Raw genomic sequence first — 18,151 nt, forward strand, 5'->3', positions numbered from 1 at the left:
TCGTGTGCGGTCAGCTGTGCGACTCGAGATCGAGAAGGAACCTCTTGCGCTCCGGATGCGCGCCGTACTGCCCCGCCGTTCCGTCGGACCGCACCACGCGGTGAACCGGGACGACGATCGAGAAGGGGGAGAGGCGGCACGCGGTGCCGACGGCGCGCGCGGCGCCGGGACGACCGGCCAGCACCGCGATCTCGCCATAACTCATCGTCTCTCCCCACTCGATCGTGCTGATCGTCTGCAGAGCGGTGCGGGCGAACCCGTTGACGAGGCGCCAATCGAGCTCGAGATGATCCTCGAATCGCACCGGCGCGCCGTCGAAGTAGGCGTCGAGGAGTTCGGTCACGTCGTCGGCTGCTCCGGGGTCGGGATCGGGGACGGCGCCGAGCTGGCCCGAGACGTTCTCGAGAACCCAGGGAACCGAGGGATCGTCCGATTCCGAGAGGTCGAATCGGACGAGCCCCTCGTCGGAGAACACGGCGAGTGCGTCTCCGAAGGGGGTCGGTGCGAAGTCGTAGTGGAAGGTCATGCCTCCATACTGACCGCAGCGATCGAGCGCGGGCATCATCACGAGCGCGACCGGGGGAGACGCCGCTGACTCACGGCTTGCGTGCAGAAGCAGTCCGCATACACCTGATCCAGCCCCCTGATGGGCGGAAATCCGGTGAAACCCGCCAGGGATACCGGCTGCGGGGCGAGGCGCGCTTAGTGTGTGAGGTGTGTGGCGACGTGAAGGCAAGGCTGCGGATGACGCGGCGACCGATGCCGCAGTGACCCTCGGCGAATTGCACGAGCCGGTCTCCGGTATCGGCATCGCGCATGCCGCCGAAGCGGAGCGCACCCGGCTTCGTGCGGAAGCCGCCGACCTCGGCGGCTCATCGCCGCTCGTCAACTTCCGCGACACGGTCGAGTCCGGCATCGACATCTCGAAGGCCCACCCCGGCAGCCTTCCCCAGTTCATCACCGGCAAGTCCACCCTGCTGTCGAACCTCTACCGCGACGAGGTCGGTCTGCGCACCGCGAGGCTCGCCGCCGAGCGGATCACCGCGAAGAACACCGAGCTGCGCACCGTCCGCGGCATCGAAGCCGTGCACCTCGCGGTCGGGGTCGCCGGATGGCGCATCGGCGGGGCTGAGTTCTCGGCACCCGTGCTCCTTCGCCCGCTGGCGATCCGACGGCACCATTCCGACTTCGAGCTCAAGCTGCAGGGCGCCTTCGAGGTGAACCCGGAGCTCGTGCGCATCGCGCGCGAGCACTTCGGCATCACGATCGACGCCGCAGCGCTCGCCGCCCTCGCCTACGACGGTGGGATCTTCAAGCCCCAGCCCGTGATCGACAGCCTGCGTGCCACGACGCGATCGATCGACACGTTCACCGTGCTGCCGAGACTCGTGGTCTCGACCTTCGCCGACGTCGGCGGCGCGATGTCCCGCGACGGGGGCAGCCTCGACCACGTCGTGCTCAACGCTCTCGCCGGACACGTCGGCGACCGCGAACAGGTCTCCGCCCGCAGACCCGACCCGCACCACACCGGACCGGATGACCGCGCACCGGCATCCGACAACCTGCTGCTCGACGCGGATGCCGAGCAGGAGGCCCTTCTCGCGAAGATCGCGGCCGGCCATTCGCTGACCGTCGCGACTCTCCCCGGCACCGGCGGCACGCAGACCGTGATCAATGCGCTCGGCGAGCTCGTGCGCGCCGGCAAGCGCGTGCTCGTCGTCTCGGCTCGGCGCTCGACCCTCGACGGGGTGAGGCACCGCCTCGCGGGCATCGGTCTCGACAGCCTGGCGGTCTCACCCGCCAGCGTGCGCCGCGACCTCGTGCGCGCGATCGGCCGGAACGAGAAGGCGACCGCTCCGAAGGTCAGCGACGTCGATGACGCGCTGGTCCGTCTGCGCGCCGTGCTGCGGGACTACCGGCACGCGCTCACCGCTCCGGTCGCGGGAACGAACTCGTCGGTGCTCGACGCCACGCGTCACCTCACGAGGCTCGCCTCCCTGCCGACTCCGCCGTCGACCACCGCTCGGCTCAGCGCCGAGACCCTCCGCCGTCTCGCCGACGATCGCTCATCGGCTGCCGCAGCGCTCGCGCACGCGGCGCGCCTGGGCGAGTTCCGCTTCGGCCCGAACGACTCACCCTGGTACGGCGTGACCTTCTCGAGCACGGAGGCTGCGAAGTCCGCGCATCAGCTGGCGGCGCGCCTGCACTCCGAGAGCGTGCCTGCCCTGCTCGAGCGGGGTTATGCGCTGATCGCCCAGACGCACATGCGTCCGTTCTCGACCATCGACGAGCTCGGCGAGTATCTGCGGCTCCTGCAGGGCATCCGTGATTCCCTCGACCGGTTCAGCCCCACCGTGTTCGAGCGCCCGCTGGGGGAGCTCATCCAGGCCCACGGTTCGCGACGCGATGCGCCGGCCATGTCCGGAGCCAACCGGCGCCGTCTGCGTCGACTCGCGAAGGAATACGTCCGCCCCGGAGTGCACGTCACCGAGATGCATGAGTCGCTGCTCCGCATCCAGGCGCAGCGCACCCAGTGGCAGCGATTCGTGGACGCCGGTGTCGCACCCGAGGTGCCGCTCGGCCTCGCCGACGTCTACGCCTCCTGGCAGCGCGTCACGGCCGAGCTCGCAGAGCTGGACGTCGCGCTCGGACGCAGGGAGCCGCTCTCGACGCTTCCCGTGGCCCGTCTCGTGCGCACTCTCGCGGGCCTCGCGGCCAAGTCCGATGTCTTCGACAACCTCGTCGAGCGTGCGCAGCTGCGCGATCGACTGGCCGAACTCGGTCTCGAGCCGCTGCTGGCGGAGTTGTCCGTTCGGCACGTGGCCGAGTCGCGCGTGGGGGACGAGCTGGAGTTCGCCTGGTGGCAGACGCTGCTCGAGCGCGCTCTGCAGGAGGACCGGGCGCTGCTCGGCGCGAACACGGCGGTGGTCGATCGGCTCGAGCGGGACTTCCGTCTCGTCGACGAGGCGCATGCCGCGATGGCAGGTCCGCTTCTCGCATGGCAGCTCGCGAACCAGTGGAAGATCGCGATCGTCGACGAGCCGCAGGAATCCCAGAATCTGAGGCGCGCACTGAAGCAGCCCGCGACGACGACGGCCGAGATCGTGAGCTCCGCGCCGACGCTCGTCGACGTGCTCGCGCCGGTCTGGATCTCGTCGCCCTACCTCGTGCCGCAGATCCCCGACTCGGTCGAGTTCGACACGGTTCTCCTCGTCGACGCGGCCGCCATCAACCTGGCAGAAGCCGCCCCGGCGATCCGCCGTGCGCGTCAGGTCGTGGCGTTCGGAGACCCGGTCACGCAGCTGCCGACCGCGTTCCACGTCGCGGTCGACCCGGGTTCCGAGTGGGAGCACGAGGTTCCCTTCGACTCCGTGTCGGTGTTCGAGCGGCTGTCGGAGCTGCTGCCGGTGATGACCCTCACGCGCAGCTACCGCGCAGGCGGCGAAGATCTCGCCGAACTCATCAACGACGCGTTCTACGGCGGCGAGATCGTCTCCCTGCCCTGGGCGGGGTCGTATCTGGGACGCGGCAGCCTCACCGTCGACTACGTCGAAGGCGGTACGGGAGCGCCCGACCCCGTATCGGGTGCGGTGGAGAGCCCCGAGGCCGAGGTCGCCCGCGTCGTGACTCTGGTCGTCGAGCACGCCGTGCATCGCCCGGACGAGTCGTTGATGGTCGTCACGGCGAGCAGGCGTCACGCCGAGCGCGTGCGCGCGGCGGTCACCTCCGCCTTCGCCGGACGATCGGATGTCGCCGACTTCGTCGGTCGCGACACCGCCGAGCCCTTCGCGGTGCTCACGCTCGAGGAGTCCGTGGCCGAGAGTCGCGACCGCGTGATCTTCTCGCTCGGCTACGGCCTCACCAAGCACGGCCGGGTCCTCAGCGACTTCGGTGACCTCTCGACGCCGGACGGCGAGCGGCTGCTCACCGTGGGAATGACCCGCGCCCGGCGGTCCATGGTCATCGTCTCGTCGATCCGACCCTCCTCGTTCGACGACGGTCGACTCGAGTTCGGCGCGGCCACGCTGATGTCGATCCTGGGCGGCCTCGCCACCCGCGCACGCGATGCGCGCCTCGAAGACCTCGCCGATCCGCTGACGCTCGCACTCGCTCGCGAGCTGCGCCGTCTCGGCGCCTCCGTCGACGTTGACTATCGCGGCCTGCTGCCCCTCGTCGCCCAGCACAACGGCAAGGCGGTCGTGATCGAGTCCGACCCGGAGTCTCGTGGCGAGTCGTTGCGCGAGACGCTCCGACTGCGCCCGCATGTGCTGCGTCGCCTCGGTTGGCACTACGTGCGCGTGCATGCGTTCGATCTCTACAGCGACCCGGTCACCGCGGCCTCGCGCATCGCCGGTGTCCTGGGCATCTCGGCATCCGCGGCTCGCGCCGACAATGACACGCAGCCGATCGATCTCACCGATCCGCAGAATGACTGACGAGCGCGACCCTGACGCACCCCGGCAGAAGGTCGTGCGCATCGCCGGATCGAGACGTGCCCGGCTGACTCCCGTGCCGGGAACCGACACCGACCCGGAGCGGGTCGTGAAGGACCCCCAGCGGCCGAAGGGCCCGAAGGGGCCGAACGACGAACAGCTGATGCAGGACGTGCCGCCGCACTACTGAACACCTGCCCCTGCGCCTCCTGCAGGGGATACGACGAAGCGCACGGTCCGATCAGGGCCGTGCGCTTCGTCGTAGGACGATGCCGCGTCAGCTGCGCGAGCTGTTCCTGGCGAGCAGGTCGCGGATCTCGACGAGCAGCTCGGCTTCGGTCGCGGCGGCCGGCTCCTCCTCCGGCTGCTCGGCGGGTGTGCCCTTGCGAGCCTCGACGTGCGCCTTGAACGTGTTCATCGGCAGGACGAAGACGAAGTAGACCACCAGGGCGACCGACAGGAAGCTGATGACCGCCGAGATCAGGTCGCCGATGGGGAACGTGACCGTGTCGCCGTAGATGCTCGTCAGCTGCGGCCCGAAGTTTCCGGTCGCGTCTGCCTTGAAGAACAGGGAGACGAGCGGGGTGATGATGCTGTTGACCACGGCGGTGACGATCGCCGTGAACGCGGTGCCGATGACCACGGCGACGGCCAGGTCGATCACGTTGCCGCGGAGGATGAAGTCCTTGAAGCCTTTGAGCATGGTGAGTGCCTCCGAAGAGTCGATGTGGTCAGGATGAAGTGCTGGTCGACGCGGGCGCCGGAGTGGTGCTCTTCGCCGGCTCCGACTTCGATGATGCCGGTGCGGACGTCGATGCGCCGGAACCCGCGCGCGAGTCGTTGCGGTAGAAGCCCGATCCGTTGAACGTCACGCCGATCGATCCGTACTGCTTGCGCAGCTCGCCGCCGCACTCGGGGCAGACGGTGAGAGCGTCGTCCGAGAAGCTCTGCACGGCGTCGAAGGCGTGGCCGCACGAACGGCAGGCGTAGGCATAGGTGGGCATGGCGATCCTCGCGGGTCAGCGTCGCGTCGGCGACAGATGGAGGGTCTGCGTGGGAGTGACGACGCCGGACACCGGCTGATCGTGCACCTCCCTCGGCAGGAAGTCGAGTACCTCGGAATCATAGATGACTGCGTAGACAGGCGGGCACTTCTCCATCGATCCGATGGTCTTGTCGAAGTATCCGCGCCCCCAGCCCATGCGCATCCCGGTGCGGTCGACCGCGGCGGCAGGGATGATCATCAGGTCGACGTCGTTCACGGCGATCGGGCCGAGGACTTCGCCTGTCGGCTCGGGCAGTCCGAACAGCCCCTCGGCGACGTCGTCGTCATCGGTCGCGACCGCCCAGTCGAGCAGACCGTCTGCGCGGGTCACCGGAAGCAGGACCCGGATGCCGCGGCGCACTGCCCCGGTGACGAACTCCCTCGTGCCCGGCTCGGTCGAGGTCGAGAGGAAGCACGAGATCGACCGGGCGCCGAGCGATGCGACGAGCTCGTCGAGTCGCTGCGTGATGGCGGATGCCGCGATCTCCCGCTGCGCGTCGCTCAGCAGCTGGCGGCGCTCGCGGAGCTCGGCGCGAAGCGCGCGCTTCTCGTGCTCGACGTCGTGAGGCATGCCTCCGAGTCTACGGCGGCATCCCCACTAGGCTGTGTGGATGGGTATTAGGAAGATGAAGGCTGTCATTCCCGCCGCAGGACTGGGAACACGGTTCCTGCCTGCGACGAAGGCGATGCCGAAGGAGATGCTGCCGGTCGTCGACAAGCCGGCCATCCAGTACGTCGTCGAAGAGGCCGCCTCAGCCGGGATCGACGACATCCTCGTCATCATCGGCCGCAACAAGAACGCGATCTCCAACCACTTCGACTCGGTTCCCGAGCTCGAGGTGAAGCTGATGGAGAAGGGCGACACGGGTCGTCTGGCTCGGGTCATCCACTCGAGTGATCTCGCTGACATCCACTTCGTCCGTCAGGGCGAGCCGAAGGGCCTCGGTCACGCGGTGCTGCGTGCCCGGACGCACGTCGGCGACAGCTCTTTCGCCGTGCTCCTGGGCGACGACCTCATCGACGAGCGCGACCAGCTGCTGACCGAGATGATCGCCGAGCACGAGCGCTCCGGCGCCGCCGTGATCGCCCTCATGGAGGTCGACCCCGCGAACATCCACATGTACGGCGCCGCAGCCGTGGAGGACATCGAAGGATCGGATGCCGTGCGCGTGACCGACCTCGTCGAGAAGCCGGCCGCCGAAGACGCTCCGTCGAACCTCGCGATCATCGGTCGCTACGTCCTTCCCGCGTCGATCTTCGAGGTGCTCGAGCACACCGAACCCGGCAAGGGCGGAGAGATCCAGCTGACCGACGCGCTGCAGGTGCTGGCGACCAGGCCCGAGGGCCCCGGCGTGGTCGGCGTGATCTTCCGCGGCCGCCGCTATGACACCGGTGACCGCGTCGACTACATCAAGGCGATCGTGCAGCTGGCCTCAGATCGCGACGACCTCGGCCCCGAGCTGCGCCCGTGGCTGAAGGAGTTCGCGGAACGCCTCTAGGCGTCATCGCGGGGCGCACGGATGGATCAGGCGACGGGGATGCGGCACGGTCCCATCGAGCTGCGCCTCGTGCGCTCACGCGACGCGAGGGCTCTGCAGCATGAGCTGTTGAGCAACCGCTCGTGGCTGCAGCCGTGGGAGGCCACCGTCCCCTACGGCTCGGTCTCGTTCGACATGCGGCTCAGCATCCGTCGATTGCTTCAGCAGTACCGAGACGGCGCTGGCTACCCGTTCGTCATGGAGTACGACGGCGAGATCGCCGGGCAGCTCAACGTCTGGGGAGTCGCCAGGGGGTCGCTGTGCTCGGCGACCATCGGCTATTGGGTGAGCGAGCGGTTCGCCGGCAAGGGCATCACGCCGACGGCCGTCGCGCTCGCGACCGACGCGTGCTTCACCGAGTACGCACTGCATCGCATGGAGATCTGCATCCGCCCCGAGAACGTCGCGAGCCTGAGGGTCGTGCAGAAGCTCGGTTTCCGCTATGAGGGGCTGCGTCGCCGGTACATCCACATCGATGGGGACTGGCGCGATCACTACGCATTCGCCCTGACACGCGAGGATGTGCCGCAGGGCGTGCTGGCCCGCTGGTTGAACGGCGAAGTGCCCCCGGACGCCGCGACGATCCCTCCTTCCGACCGTTTCGCGCTCTGACACGCCGCTGAGTTCAGAACTCGTCGCGACACACGCTGCCACTGAGCGTCGTGACCACCGATGTTCCCGTACCGTTGTCGACATGGACGGGCCAGTGCTGAGCGGGGGAGTGATAGTCCTCGTCGCTGTGCTCCTGTGGATGCTCTATCTGCTGCCGTCATGGCGCGGACGCTTCCAGTACGACGCCGCCGAGCGCAACGCCGTCAGGCTGAACCAGGCCCTGCGGGTGCTCGCCGAGACCAGCGAGACCCCCGGCGAGGTGCGCCTCGAGCTCAATGCGCGGACGGCTCTCGCGCAGCAGAAGCTCGCGAAGCGCCTGCAGTCCGAGAAGGAGGCCGCAGAGCTCATGCTCCTCCGTGAAGAGCTCGCGGCCACGAGGGCTGATCCTGTCATGCGCCAGGCACGCGCTCGTCGCCGCGTGCGCATCGTCGCCACCTCGACTCTGCTTCTCGGTCTCGTCATCGCCGGGCTGGGCGTGTGGCAGCTGATCGCCGGTCAGGCCCAGCTGCTGCTGTGGATCGGCGGAGCGATGATCGTCGTGGCCGGCTACGCCCTGCAGCGCATGTCGTCGGTCGCCGCTCGTGCTGCCCGACGCTCCGTTCGGGAGGCCGAGCAGCCCGTGCAGAGAGTGGCACCCGAACTGCACGACCAGGGTCGAGCGACATGGACTCCGCGTCCACTGCCCGAGCCGCTGGTGACCGTCGCGGGCTCTCGTGCGCAGGTAGCGCGAGCAGAGCTCGATGCGCAGGAGGAGCGCCGGACAGCGGCTCGCCTCGCCGAGCTGCGCGAGCGCGCCGAGCGCCTGGCGCCCGCGACGCCGGTGCAGATCCCCGCCGCCGCGCCGGCGGCATCTTCTCCCTTCGCGAAGATGGGATACGTCGACGATGCCGAGATCGAGGCGCACGTCCGCGACCTCCTTGCGAAGCGCGCAGCCGGCTGATCTTCGCGGCGCGAGCGGGTCTTCGAGCGTGATAGCGTAGAAGACGTCAGGGCCTATGGCGCAGTTGGTAGCGCGCCTCGTTCGCATCGAGGAGGTCAGGGGTTCGAATCCCCTTAGGTCCACAGACAGACGAGAGCCCCCCGAGCGAAGCACGGGGGGCTCTCGTCTGTCTATACGGCTGAGTGATTCGGGGAGCCACCGCAGCGCAGCGAGGATGGCGGAGTCCCCTTAGGTCCACAGACAGCAAGACCCCCCGAGCACCGCTCGGGGGGTCTTTCGCTGTCCGTCAGGCGCGTGCCCTGCGACGACGGCTGACCGCGACGTCGACGAGGGTCGCGACGCCGGCGCCCACCGCGTATGCGGCGAGGTCGCCCGCGTCGAAGCCGATGCCCAGGACCAGCCGCACCGGCCAGAAGCTCTCCGCCCACAGCCCCGGCAGGCCGGTGAGCTGGAAGCACTCGATGAGCGTGCACAGGGTCAGCGCGGTCACGCCGACGACCCAGAAGGCGGCGCGAGGGAACGCGATGGCGATGAACAGGTAGATCATCGCCGCATAGAGCGCATCGCCGGCCAGGTCCGCTATCGGGCCGCTGCCGACGAAGTGCGTGACGAGCCCCGCCGCGACCACCAGTGCGGCGCCGACGAGCAGACCTCGTCGACGTGCACGCACGGGCGAATCGCGACCCGCGGGCGGCGGCATCCGCGTCTCGTCCGCCTCCACCTACTTCCGATTCGCGCGGTAGTACGCGAGCAGCGCCTTCGTGGACGCATCCTGCGCCTCGATCGCCGACTCGTCGCCGCCGATCGCCGGCGCGATCTGCATGGCGAGCTGCTTGCCGAGCTCGACGCCCCACTGGTCGAACGAGTTGATGCCCCAGATCGTGCCCTGGGTGAACGTGATGTGCTCGTAGAGGGCGATGAGCTGGCCGAGGACCCGCGGCGTGAGAGCGGGCGCGAAGATCGAGGTGGTCGGGCGGTTGCCGGGGAAGGTGCGCGCGGCCACGAGTGCTCCCGTGGTTCCCTCGGCCTCGACTTCTTCGGCGGTCTTGCCGAAGGCCAGGGCCTTGGTCTGTGCGAGGAAGTTGGCCAGGAACAGCTCGTGCACGTCCTGACCGTCGTCGGTCAGCGGGTACGCCGGGTTGACGAAGGCGATGAAATCCGCCGGGATCAGCCGCGTGCCCTGATGGATGAGCTGGTAGAACGCGTGCTGGCCGTTGGTGCCCGGTTCTCCCCAGAACACCTCGCCGGTCTCGGTGGTGACGGGGGTGCCGTCCCACCGGACGGACTTGCCGTTGGACTCCATCGTCAACTGCTGCAGGTAGGCCGGGAACCGACTCAGCTGCTGTGCGTAGGGCAGTACCGCGTGCGATTGAGCACCGTGGAAGTTGACGTACCAGACGTTGAGCAGGCCCATCAGCACGGGGACGTTGCGCTCCAGCGGGGTCGTGCGCACATGCTCGTCGACGGCGTGGAAACCGGCCAGCAGCTCACGGAACGCATCAGGACCGAGCGCGATGGCGAGCGACAGCCCGATCGCGGAGTCGACCGAGTAGCGACCGCCCACCCAGTCCCAGAACCCGAACGCGTTCGTCGGATCGATGCCGAACGCGGCGACCTTGTCGAGCGCGGTGGACACCGCCACGAAGTGGTGTGCGACGGCGTCGGTGCGGGCGTCGTCGCCGTCGGAGATGGCGCCGGAGGCCTGGAGCCCGGCCCACAGCCAATCGCGCGCCAGACGGGCGTTGGTGAGCGTCTCGAGAGTGGTGAAGGTCTTCGACGCGACGATGAAGAGCGTCGTCTCGGGGTCGAGGTCCGAGGTCTTCTGCGCGAGGTCTGTCGGATCGATGTTCGACACGAACCGGGCCTCGATGCCGGCATCCGCGTAGGGCTTCAGAGCCTCGTAGACCATGACCGGCCCGAGGTCGGAGCCGCCGATGCCGATGTTGACGACGTGGGTGACGCGCTTGCCGGTGATGCCGAGCCACTCGCCGGCGCGAACCCGGGTGGCGAACGCGCTGAGCGCGTCGAGCACGGCATGCACATCGGCATCCACGTCCTGTCCGTCGACGATGAGCGCGGGGGAGGCCCCGGCCGGTCGGCGCAGTGCGGTGTGCAGCACGGCCCGGTCTTCGGACGTGTTGAGATGGCTCCCCTCGAGCATCGCGGCGTAGCGCTCGGCGACACCCGTCTGCTCGGCGAGGCGCAGCAGCGCGGCCAGAACCTCATCGGTGACGAGGTTCTTCGACAGATCGACATGGAGGTCCGCGAGCGGGAACGAGAGACGTTCAGCGCGGTCCGGATCGGCGGCGAACCAGCCCCGCAGATCGGCGGTGATCGACTCGCGCAGCGCGGCGAGCTCGGACCAGGCGGGAGTGTGTGTCGGATCAACAGGAGCGGTCATGGATCCACGGTACTGCCGCACGCGACCCGATGCGCCCGCGATGACGTCGGGTCTCGTCCTAGGATTGCTGCGATGACCGAGACCGCGCCCGAGACGACCTCGGAGAGGCGGCTGAGGCGCGAGATCGGTCGCCGGTTCGTGCGTGCTCCGTTCGCATGGGGACTGCTGTTCCTGATCGCCGCGATGGTCTGGACCATCGCGGGCGACGACCTGAGCTTCTTCCCGTTCCTGCTCATGCTGCTCGGTGGCTGGAGCGTCGCGTTCTCGTTCGTCAACGCGACGATGGAGATGCGCCCGGTGCGCACCGGCGTCGCGGTGCATCTCGGTGTCGCGGTCGGCCTGACTGCCGGGATGATCCTCGTGATCGAGTCCGACGACGCGCTGCTGGCAGGGCTGCCAGACCCGGTGCGCGCGGTCGTCGTCGTGCTGCAGATCGCCGCCGGCCCCGCAGCCGGGTGGATCTGGCTCGGGCTACTCTCGCGCCTCACCGATCTCATCGGGCGACGCGATGCGAAGCGACGACCGCCTCCCGCCGCACCCGAGTGGGAGCGGGAGGAGGGCCGCGACGGCTCCGGCGTCGAGTTCACGGCCCTCGACCTGCGGATGCGGACGCTGACGCTCGCCATCGTGGGCGTGGTCCTGGCCGTCGGCCTCGCGGGAACGGCTCTGCTCATCGCCTTCGACGACGCGGTGATGCGCGTCGGGGCCCGTCTCGCGATCATCCTGGTGGGCGTCCTCGTCGGCCTGCCGGTCTATCTGCTGCTCAGAGGAGCGCTCCGCCGTCGTACGCTCTCGTGCGGCGTCGCATTCGGCACTGACGAGCTGCGCATCCGTGCGGGGACAGCGACGCACCGCATCCCGTTCCGTCACCTGCAGCACCTCGTCTGGCGAACCCGCTCGGACTACGCCCGCATCGAGGTGCGGGGTGCGGGCGTCGACCTCTCGCTGATCGCCGGGCTCGCCGCACCGTCGCCGGGCCGCACCGGCGAGCTGCCCGCGCTGCCGCGCCGGGTCTTCCGCCGGCTCGAACTCGCGGGAATGCGCGTCGAACGGTCTCGCCGTGATGAGGTCGTGACGTTCCGTCGCGTCTGATCACGCCTGCGTGTACACGATGACGCGTACCCCGGGGTACGGTTTCCTTCATGGGAAGACTGCGATATGACGGCACATCGGAGCCGATCCTCATCGACGACGAGACACTGGCTCATCTGAAGGTCGTCGTCGGCACCAAACTCCGCCGCCAGGAGAGCTTCATGATGACCTGGCTTCCTTCCGAGGGCGGCGATCCTGGGCGCGTCACGGTATGGATCCACCCGGCGATCCCCCTGCAGTTCCTCTTCACGTCAGCGGAACCCCAGGCCATCCAGAAGCCCCGCGTCGAGGAGATCATGCACGCGCTCAACGCGACCGGGGAACTCGTGATCGACGACTACGTGCAGGCGAAGATCGCCGACGGGAGCAAGGCGAAGTCCTGACCTACTCGGCCGGGTAGCCGTCCGCCTTGAGCAGGCCTGCCAGGCGCGCCGCGTTGCGCGCGGCTGTCGCCGTCGCCTGGGCGACCTTCTCGGGGGTCTCGTCGAGATCCTTGTAGTCGACGGTCTGCATCGCCTCCCCGTTCCAGTAGACCGATGCCTGGGCAGGCACGGAGTATCCGACGTCGTTCAGAGACTGGAACAGGATCGCGGCGATGTGGTGTGCGCCGTCCTCGTTGCCGACGATGCCGGCGAGCGCGACCTTGTCGAAGAGGATCGGTCGTCCTGCGTCGTCCGTCTCGCTCAGCTCCGCGTCGAGGCGTTCGAGCACCCGCTGGGCGACACTCGACTGCTGTCCCATCCAGGTGGGCGTCAGGAGAACCAGGATGTCGGCGGCATGAACCTTCTCGCGCAACGTGGGCCACTGGTCGTCTCCGCCCATGTCGGCCTCGACGCCGGGGCTGATGACGTGGTCTACGGCGCGCACGAGCTCGCCGGTCACTCCGTGCTCGGCGAGCGCTGAGAGGATCTGCGAACCGAGAAGGTCGGTGCTCGACTCCGCGGGGGAGGGCTTGAGAGTGCAGGAGATGGCGAGGGCAGTCAGTTGTGCGGTCATCCCTGCACGAAATCATCGACGACGCCGATAGCCCAGGGGGTTCCGTCGCTGGCAGGTGTGCGCTAGACGGTATCCTGGATGACGGCCGCTACGACAGGAGATCCCGTGATCCTCAGCTTCATCTTCTTCATGATCCTCTTCCTCGGAGGCATCTGGCTCATGGGGCTCGCGCAGTCGCTCGAGGACTTCCAGGCGATCGTCTTCGTCGGTGGACTTCTCATCACCAGCCTGTCGCTCGCATTCATGATGCGTGCAGGTGGTTCGGCCACTCGTCGCAAGGACAACTGGTCGGGCAACGCCACCGAGTGATCAGCGTCGTCTTGCCAGCCTCGCCTCGAGGTTGGCCCGCACTGCGGGCCATTCCGGTTCGATGATCGAGAACTCGACGCTGTCGCGCAGTGCGCCGTTGCGGTACCGGCTCATCGCGCGCATGACGCCGTCCTGCTTCGCTCCCAGGCGTTCGATCGCGGCGCGCGACTGGAAGTTGACCCACTGAGTGGTCAGGCCCACCCGGAAGACGCCGAGCTCTTCGAATGCGTGCCGGAGCAGCAGCAGCTTCGATTCGGCGTTGGTGCCCGTTCCGTGCGCCGACGGGCGGTTCCAGGTGTACCCGATGTGCAGCCGTGGGGCGTCACCCTCGAGGTCGTAGTACGAGGTGAGGCCGAGGATGCGCCCCGAGGCGTCGAACGCCGTGAAGGGGATCATGCCGCCGCTCTCGATCAGACCGATGCGACGGTCGATCTCGGCGGCGAGCCCGTCGGGAGAGGGCACCGAGGTGTACCAGGCCTGCTTCCACAGATCGCCTTCGCGCAGCGCGTCGAGGAGTCCGTCGTGATGCGAGGTCTCCAGCGGGCGGAGCTCGACGAGACGTCCCGTGAGCGTGATCGGGGCCGGGGCGGTGCGGAAGGTCATGCAGCCATTCAATCAGCGCGGCGCCCGGTGGCGGATCCCGCGATCAGGGTGCGGTGCTCCCACTGGCCTCGGCCCATCTTCGCGCCGACGTACGTGGCGTCGCCGACGCGGCGGAGCAGCCGCTGGTAGGCGGTCACGATCTCGATCGTCACCCCCAGCTCGAACGCGAGGCTGGCCGGATGGGTGCCTCGCGCCTTCTCGGCCTCCGCGTAGGCGTCGGCGCTGATCAGCAGGCGCGCAGCCCACTCGTCGGCGCGTCGCTCCTGTCGCGCACGGATCGACGGGTCTGCCGTGGGAGTGTGGCCGAGCACGGCGTGCGCCAACTCGTGGGCGATCACGCTGCTGGTCGCTCTCCGGCTGAGTCCGGGGGAGACGCGGATGGTCGCCGTCTGCGGTTCGTAGCCGCCGTGGCACGGACCTCGGCGTTCGACGAGGTGCAGCCCGTTCTGTTCGAGCAGGCGGAGGAGAGCCTCCATGGTCCTCCTCGTCGCAGGTCGTCAGTCGTAGAGATCGTCGGTGTCGTCGGCGTGGGCGAGGGGAGACTCGAACGCGACTTCGGATCGATCCTCGCGTCGACCACGGACATCGGTGCGGGGGTGGAGCGGGGTGATCGTGGCGCCGCCGCGCTCGACCTCGGAGCGAAGCCGCTCTTCTGCACGGGTGATCATGATGTGGGGAGCGATGTCGAGCGACGCGCTGACCGCGTACACGATGGGGACCGGGATGGAACGCTTGCCCGTGACGTAATTGTCGAGCGCGCTCCTGGCGATGCCGATCTCGCGTGCCATCGCGGCGATGCTGCTGCCTGCGGCGCCGATCTCCGCACGGAGCTGGCGGCCGACTGCCGCGTTGAACTGCTCACCCGGTGTCTTCACGTGAGTCACGATAGCACCGAGATGAAGCCAGGATGCCGTCATACTGGCGCCTTGGAGGCTTGATGTGCTACGCATGCGGCGATACTGTCTATGAATGACGACAGATGTGCGACGTGTGGTGGCTGATGCGGTCGAAGAGGAACTGCTGCGGGCTGGGCGCAGCAGTCAGTGGCTCTCGGCGCGCGTGGGCATCACCGGCACCGAGCTGCGCCGGAAGCTCGCGGGCGAGGTCGACTTCACCGTCGCCGATCTGGCCGAGATCGCGCAGGCGCTCGGCATCGCAGTCGCACAGCTCACCCCTCGTCCGCACTAGCGTGGGGGTATGAAGACCATCCCGTTCGGATCCGCCACTGCCCCCGCCGTCGTCGCCGGAATGATGCGCATCGATGACAAGGATGACGCGCAGATCCGCGAACTCTACGACACGGCCCGCGGCGCGGGCATCGACTTCTTCGACCACGCCGACATCTACGGCGGAAGCATGCACTTCTGTGAGGGCCGCTTCGCCGAGGCGCTGGGGCTGAGCGCCGCCGAGCGCGACGAGATCGTGCTGCAGACCAAGTGCGGCATCAACCCCGCTGAGGGCACGTTCGACTTCTCGTACGATCACATCGTCCGCCAGGTCGAGGGGTCGCTCGCGGCGCTGCGCACCGAGCACATCGACGTGCTGCTGCTGCATCGCCCGGATGCGCTGGTCGAACCCGAAGAGGTGGCCAGGGCGTTCGACGAGCTCGAGGCCGCGGGCAAGGTCCGCGCGTTCGGCGTCTCGAACCACACCCCTCGACAGATCGATCTGCTCCGCACCGCCGTCACCCAGCCCCTGGTCGCCAACCAGCTGCAGCTCTCGATCACGCACGCGCCGATCCTCGCGCAGCCGGTCGCCGCGAACATGGCCGGCGAAGACCAGAGCATCGTCCGCGACGGTGGCGGCATCGTCGAGTACTGCCGCATCAACGGCATCACGATCCAGGCCTGGTCGCCGTTCCAGGGCGGATTCTTCACGGGCGTCTTCCTCGGAAACCCCGAGTACGCGGAGCTCAACGGGGTGATCGATCGTCTGGCGGCGTCGTACGGAGTCGCACCGATCGCGATCGCGACGGCGTGGATCACGCGTCACCCGGCCAAGATGCAGGTCGTGCTCGGGACCACGACTCCGCAGCGCGTGCAGGATGCCGCAGCGGGTGCCGACATCGAGCTCACCCGGGCCGAGTGGTACGAGCTGTTCCGCGCGGCCGGTCACCTGCTGCCCTAGCAGCGGCAAGACGCGGCCCGGTCGTCTACCCTGAACGCATGCCGTTCCTGTTCTCGCTCCTCGTCATCGCGCTGATGGTCGGCGCGATGGTCGACATCATCCGGAGAGACGACGCGCAGGTGAGGTACCTGCCGAAGATGGCGTGGGTCATCATCGTGATCCTGCTGCCCCTCATCGGCAGTCTGCTGTGGTTCGCGATCGGCAGGGAGTACTCCGAGGCCGGTCTTCGGATCCCGCGGATCCCCCGCATGCGGCCGGCTGCTCGGCCTGCGGCTGCTCGACCTGAACCGCGCCCGACACCGCCCGTCGACGCCCGCAGCACCGAGCAGCAGATCGCCGATCTCGATCGCGAGATCGAGGAGTGGCGGCTGCGTCAGGAGATCGAGAAGCGCAGGCGCGAAGGCGGCGGTGACTCGTCGAGCGGGACGACTGACGCGCCTCGCTAGCGGACGCGCTCGAGATCGAACGACTCCCGCAGGGCGTCTTCGAGGTCCGGGTACGCGAACTCGAAGCCGGCGACCGTGAGCTTCTCGGGGATCACCCATCGGCTCTTGAGGATCAGCTCGGTCTCGGTGCGGATGGCGATGGCGCCCAGCTCGAGCATCCACCGGGGCATCGGCGGTCCGATGCGCACTCCGAGCACCCGCCGGACGGTCGCCATGAAGTCGGCGTTGTCCGTCGGATTCGGGGAGGCGGCGTTCACAGGGCCATCGAGCGTCGGCGTGACCTCGAGGAAGTCGATGATGCGGGCGATGTCCTCGACGTGCACCCAGCTGAACCGCTGCCGACCGCGGCGTGCTCCTAGGCGGTGCGCGGTGCCGGCGGCCCGGCGCGCGCGACTGATCGGCCACCGGCCGTCGTGCTGCGCCCCGCCGAGGCCGAGTCGTGCCAGGTTCTTCAGCGGGCCGAGCACGCCTCCGTGGCCCAGTACGATCGCGCTGCGCAGGGCCACCCGACGCGTGTGCGGCAGATCGTCGGCGAACAGGGCGCGCTCCCATGCCTTCGCGACCTCGACGGAGAACCCTGATCCGATCTCGCCCGACGACTCGGTCATCGGTCGCTCCTCCGCATGGCGGTAGATCGTCGCCGTCGACGAGTTGATCCACAGCGGGGGAGGACTCGCGGCTCTCGCAATCGCGGAGCTCAGCGACGAGGTGGTGTCGAGACGCGAACGGAAGATCGCCGCGCGGTTCTCGGGCGTGTAGCGGCAGTTCACGCTCTTGCCCGCCAGGCCGATCACGAGCGAGGCGCCGTCGACGGCTCGATCGATCGCCGCCTGGTCGCCCCAGGAGATGTCGGCGCCCGAGCGCGAGATCGTGAGGACCTCCCGCCCGGCTGACTGCAGGTGCGGGATCAGGTACTGCCCCATGAAACCGGTCGAGCCGCCGATCACGACGGGGCCTGACGTGAGGGGTGTCGGTTCTGTCACGGAGTCTCGCTCTCGATCGCGTACTCGAAGAAGCCGGTGTACTCGTAGACGCGACCGAGCAGAGGGGCATCGATGGTCATGTTCACGTGGTGCCGTTCACGCTGCTCGTCCCAGCGCTCGACGAGGCCGATGCGCGGACGAAGGAAACGCGGGGCCGCGATGCGCAGCCGCCCGAAACGCATCCCGACGCGGCGGATGGTCAGCACGACCGCGCCGTCGCGCACGTCGATGTCGAAGGTCGTGACGACCGTGCGATGAGGGCCGATCTCGTTGCGCAGGATGCGGTTCGCGCCGAGCGAGACGATGTCGGGCATGACCCACGTGCGCCCCGGAAGGTCGAAGTGCCTGACCGCCAGGGCCTCGCCCGCGACCGTGCGGTTCTCGATGCGGAACGGCACGTCGTGCTCCCACCCGGCGAACGCGACTCCGAGAGACTCCGCGATGCGGAACACGGGCCAGAGCCAGCGATGACGGGATCCCGCGGTCGTGAAGACCCCGGTGCCGACACCGACGTGGCCTTCGGGGATCGTGCGGAAGTACCAGGCGGTCTTCGGGTGGAGTTCCGAGATGCGGTCGCCGAGCGCGCGCTCGTAGGGCGAACGTCGATCCGTGCCTGGTGCTGTCAC

The 18,151-nt window shown here is 68.5% G+C and carries 23 protein-coding genes and 1 tRNA gene; 12 read left to right on the top strand and 12 right to left on the bottom strand.

The window, feature by feature from the left end:
* Positions 1 to 10: 10 nt before the first annotated feature.
* Complete coding sequence (locus tag MRBLMI13_RS15095; protein WP_367823455.1) at positions 11 to 526, bottom strand: methylated-DNA--[protein]-cysteine S-methyltransferase; 516 nt, start codon at positions 524 to 526, stop codon at positions 11 to 13.
* Positions 527 to 716: 190 nt separating this feature from the next.
* Between MRBLMI13_RS15095 and MRBLMI13_RS15100 the strand changes: the two genes are divergently transcribed.
* Together MRBLMI13_RS15100 and MRBLMI13_RS15105 are read left to right on the top strand one after the other, a co-directional pair.
* On the top strand, positions 717 to 4,436 hold the full coding sequence (locus tag MRBLMI13_RS15100) for an ATP-binding protein (RefSeq protein ID WP_042539857.1): 3,720 nt from the start codon (positions 717 to 719) through the stop codon (positions 4,434 to 4,436).
* A complete protein-coding gene (locus MRBLMI13_RS15105; protein WP_367823453.1) occupies positions 4,429 to 4,623 on the top strand; it encodes a hypothetical protein in 195 nt (64 codons plus the stop codon). Before MRBLMI13_RS15100 ends, MRBLMI13_RS15105 begins: the two co-directional genes overlap by 8 nt.
* A gap of 87 nt (positions 4,624 to 4,710) precedes the next feature.
* Here the strand turns inward: MRBLMI13_RS15105 and mscL are convergent, their stop codons facing one another.
* Genes mscL through MRBLMI13_RS15120 form a run of 3 tightly spaced genes read right to left on the bottom strand, consistent with a single transcriptional unit; the run spans position 4,711 to position 6,049 of the window.
* Positions 4,711 to 5,136 (bottom strand): large conductance mechanosensitive channel protein MscL, encoded by a 426-nt coding sequence (gene mscL / locus MRBLMI13_RS15110; RefSeq protein ID WP_042539861.1) that lies wholly within the window; start codon positions 5,134 to 5,136, stop codon positions 4,711 to 4,713.
* 28 nt (positions 5,137 to 5,164) lie between these two features.
* Positions 5,165 to 5,437 (bottom strand): FmdB family zinc ribbon protein, encoded by a 273-nt coding sequence (locus tag MRBLMI13_RS15115; RefSeq protein WP_042539862.1) that lies wholly within the window; start codon positions 5,435 to 5,437, stop codon positions 5,165 to 5,167.
* Positions 5,438 to 5,452: 15 nt separating this feature from the next.
* A complete protein-coding gene (locus MRBLMI13_RS15120; RefSeq protein WP_367823451.1) occupies positions 5,453 to 6,049 on the bottom strand; it encodes a 5-formyltetrahydrofolate cyclo-ligase in 597 nt (198 codons plus the stop codon).
* A 40-nt stretch (positions 6,050 to 6,089) separates the two neighbouring features.
* Between MRBLMI13_RS15120 and galU the strand changes: the two genes are divergently transcribed.
* The 4 genes from galU to MRBLMI13_RS15140 all read left to right on the top strand — a co-directional run bounded on the left by galU (position 6,090) and on the right by MRBLMI13_RS15140 (position 8,690).
* Positions 6,090 to 6,977, top strand: coding sequence for a UTP--glucose-1-phosphate uridylyltransferase GalU (gene galU / locus MRBLMI13_RS15125; protein ID WP_042539866.1), 888 nt, complete (start codon positions 6,090 to 6,092; stop codon positions 6,975 to 6,977).
* 39 nt (positions 6,978 to 7,016) lie between these two features.
* Entirely contained in the window at positions 7,017 to 7,628 is a 612-nt protein-coding gene (locus MRBLMI13_RS15130; protein WP_309694366.1) for a GNAT family protein, read from the top strand.
* Positions 7,629 to 7,710: 82 nt separating this feature from the next.
* Positions 7,711 to 8,568, top strand: coding sequence for a hypothetical protein (locus MRBLMI13_RS15135; RefSeq protein ID WP_042539868.1), 858 nt, complete (start codon positions 7,711 to 7,713; stop codon positions 8,566 to 8,568).
* A 49-nt stretch (positions 8,569 to 8,617) separates the two neighbouring features.
* A tRNA-Ala gene (locus MRBLMI13_RS15140) sits at positions 8,618 to 8,690 on the top strand.
* 164 nt (positions 8,691 to 8,854) lie between these two features.
* Here MRBLMI13_RS15140 and MRBLMI13_RS15145 read toward each other — a convergent pair.
* Both MRBLMI13_RS15145 and pgi read right to left on the bottom strand, forming a co-directional pair.
* Positions 8,855 to 9,268, bottom strand: coding sequence for a DUF2809 domain-containing protein (locus MRBLMI13_RS15145; protein WP_367823448.1), 414 nt, complete (start codon positions 9,266 to 9,268; stop codon positions 8,855 to 8,857).
* Positions 9,269 to 9,289: 21 nt separating this feature from the next.
* Positions 9,290 to 10,969, bottom strand: a complete 1,680-nt coding sequence (pgi, locus tag MRBLMI13_RS15150; RefSeq protein WP_367823446.1) for a glucose-6-phosphate isomerase — start codon at positions 10,967 to 10,969, stop codon at positions 9,290 to 9,292.
* A gap of 72 nt (positions 10,970 to 11,041) precedes the next feature.
* On the opposite strand from pgi, the gene MRBLMI13_RS15155 reads away from it, so the two are divergent.
* Both MRBLMI13_RS15155 and MRBLMI13_RS15160 read left to right on the top strand, forming a co-directional pair.
* Complete coding sequence (locus MRBLMI13_RS15155; protein ID WP_367823444.1) at positions 11,042 to 12,061, top strand: hypothetical protein; 1,020 nt, start codon at positions 11,042 to 11,044, stop codon at positions 12,059 to 12,061.
* Positions 12,062 to 12,111: 50 nt separating this feature from the next.
* Complete coding sequence (locus tag MRBLMI13_RS15160; protein WP_042537301.1) at positions 12,112 to 12,444, top strand: hypothetical protein; 333 nt, start codon at positions 12,112 to 12,114, stop codon at positions 12,442 to 12,444.
* A gap of 1 nt (position 12,445) precedes the next feature.
* On the opposite strand, the gene MRBLMI13_RS15165 is transcribed toward MRBLMI13_RS15160, so the two are convergent.
* On the bottom strand, positions 12,446 to 13,057 hold the full coding sequence (locus MRBLMI13_RS15165; protein WP_042537302.1) for a flavodoxin family protein: 612 nt from the start codon (positions 13,055 to 13,057) through the stop codon (positions 12,446 to 12,448).
* Between the two features lie 105 nt (positions 13,058 to 13,162).
* Here MRBLMI13_RS15165 and MRBLMI13_RS15170 point away from each other — a divergent pair, with 105 nt between their 5' ends.
* Entirely contained in the window at positions 13,163 to 13,366 is a 204-nt protein-coding gene (locus MRBLMI13_RS15170; protein ID WP_042537303.1) for a hypothetical protein, read from the top strand.
* On the opposite strand, the gene MRBLMI13_RS15175 is transcribed toward MRBLMI13_RS15170, so the two are convergent.
* From MRBLMI13_RS15175 to MRBLMI13_RS15185, 3 genes are read right to left on the bottom strand one after another with little or no spacing between them, the layout of a single operon-like run.
* The gene (locus tag MRBLMI13_RS15175) at positions 13,367 to 13,969 is read right to left on the bottom strand and encodes a GNAT family N-acetyltransferase (RefSeq protein WP_367823441.1); all 603 of its coding nucleotides are present in this window, start codon (positions 13,967 to 13,969) and stop codon (positions 13,367 to 13,369) included. It abuts the gene before it with no gap.
* An 8-nt stretch (positions 13,970 to 13,977) separates the two neighbouring features.
* Complete coding sequence (locus MRBLMI13_RS15180; protein ID WP_367823439.1) at positions 13,978 to 14,445, bottom strand: ImmA/IrrE family metallo-endopeptidase; 468 nt, start codon at positions 14,443 to 14,445, stop codon at positions 13,978 to 13,980.
* Positions 14,446 to 14,466: 21 nt separating this feature from the next.
* Complete coding sequence (locus MRBLMI13_RS15185; protein WP_228385547.1) at positions 14,467 to 14,844, bottom strand: helix-turn-helix domain-containing protein; 378 nt, start codon at positions 14,842 to 14,844, stop codon at positions 14,467 to 14,469.
* Positions 14,845 to 14,938: 94 nt separating this feature from the next.
* Between MRBLMI13_RS15185 and MRBLMI13_RS15190 the strand changes: the two genes are divergently transcribed.
* The 3 genes from MRBLMI13_RS15190 to MRBLMI13_RS15200 are packed head-to-tail and all read left to right on the top strand — an operon-like array spanning position 14,939 to position 16,542.
* The gene (locus MRBLMI13_RS15190) at positions 14,939 to 15,157 is read left to right on the top strand and encodes a helix-turn-helix domain-containing protein (RefSeq protein WP_367823437.1); all 219 of its coding nucleotides are present in this window, start codon (positions 14,939 to 14,941) and stop codon (positions 15,155 to 15,157) included.
* Between the two features lie 9 nt (positions 15,158 to 15,166).
* A complete protein-coding gene (locus MRBLMI13_RS15195; RefSeq protein ID WP_042537306.1) occupies positions 15,167 to 16,096 on the top strand; it encodes an aldo/keto reductase in 930 nt (309 codons plus the stop codon).
* Positions 16,097 to 16,134: 38 nt separating this feature from the next.
* Positions 16,135 to 16,542 (top strand): PLD nuclease N-terminal domain-containing protein, encoded by a 408-nt coding sequence (locus MRBLMI13_RS15200; RefSeq protein ID WP_042537307.1) that lies wholly within the window; start codon positions 16,135 to 16,137, stop codon positions 16,540 to 16,542.
* Here MRBLMI13_RS15200 and MRBLMI13_RS15205 read toward each other — a convergent pair.
* Together MRBLMI13_RS15205 and MRBLMI13_RS15210 are read right to left on the bottom strand one after the other, a co-directional pair.
* The gene (locus tag MRBLMI13_RS15205; protein WP_367823434.1) at positions 16,539 to 17,525 is read right to left on the bottom strand and encodes an epimerase; all 987 of its coding nucleotides are present in this window, start codon (positions 17,523 to 17,525) and stop codon (positions 16,539 to 16,541) included. The genes MRBLMI13_RS15200 and MRBLMI13_RS15205 overlap by 4 nt on opposite strands.
* Entirely contained in the window at positions 17,522 to 18,151 is a 630-nt protein-coding gene (locus tag MRBLMI13_RS15210; protein ID WP_367823432.1) for a DUF4166 domain-containing protein, read from the bottom strand. Before MRBLMI13_RS15210 ends, MRBLMI13_RS15205 begins: the two co-directional genes overlap by 4 nt.

Origin of the sequence: Microbacterium sp. LMI13-1-1.1 (assembly GCF_040815625.1) — a bacterium.
GTDB classification, from domain to species: domain Bacteria; phylum Actinomycetota; class Actinomycetes; order Actinomycetales; family Microbacteriaceae; genus Microbacterium; species Microbacterium forte.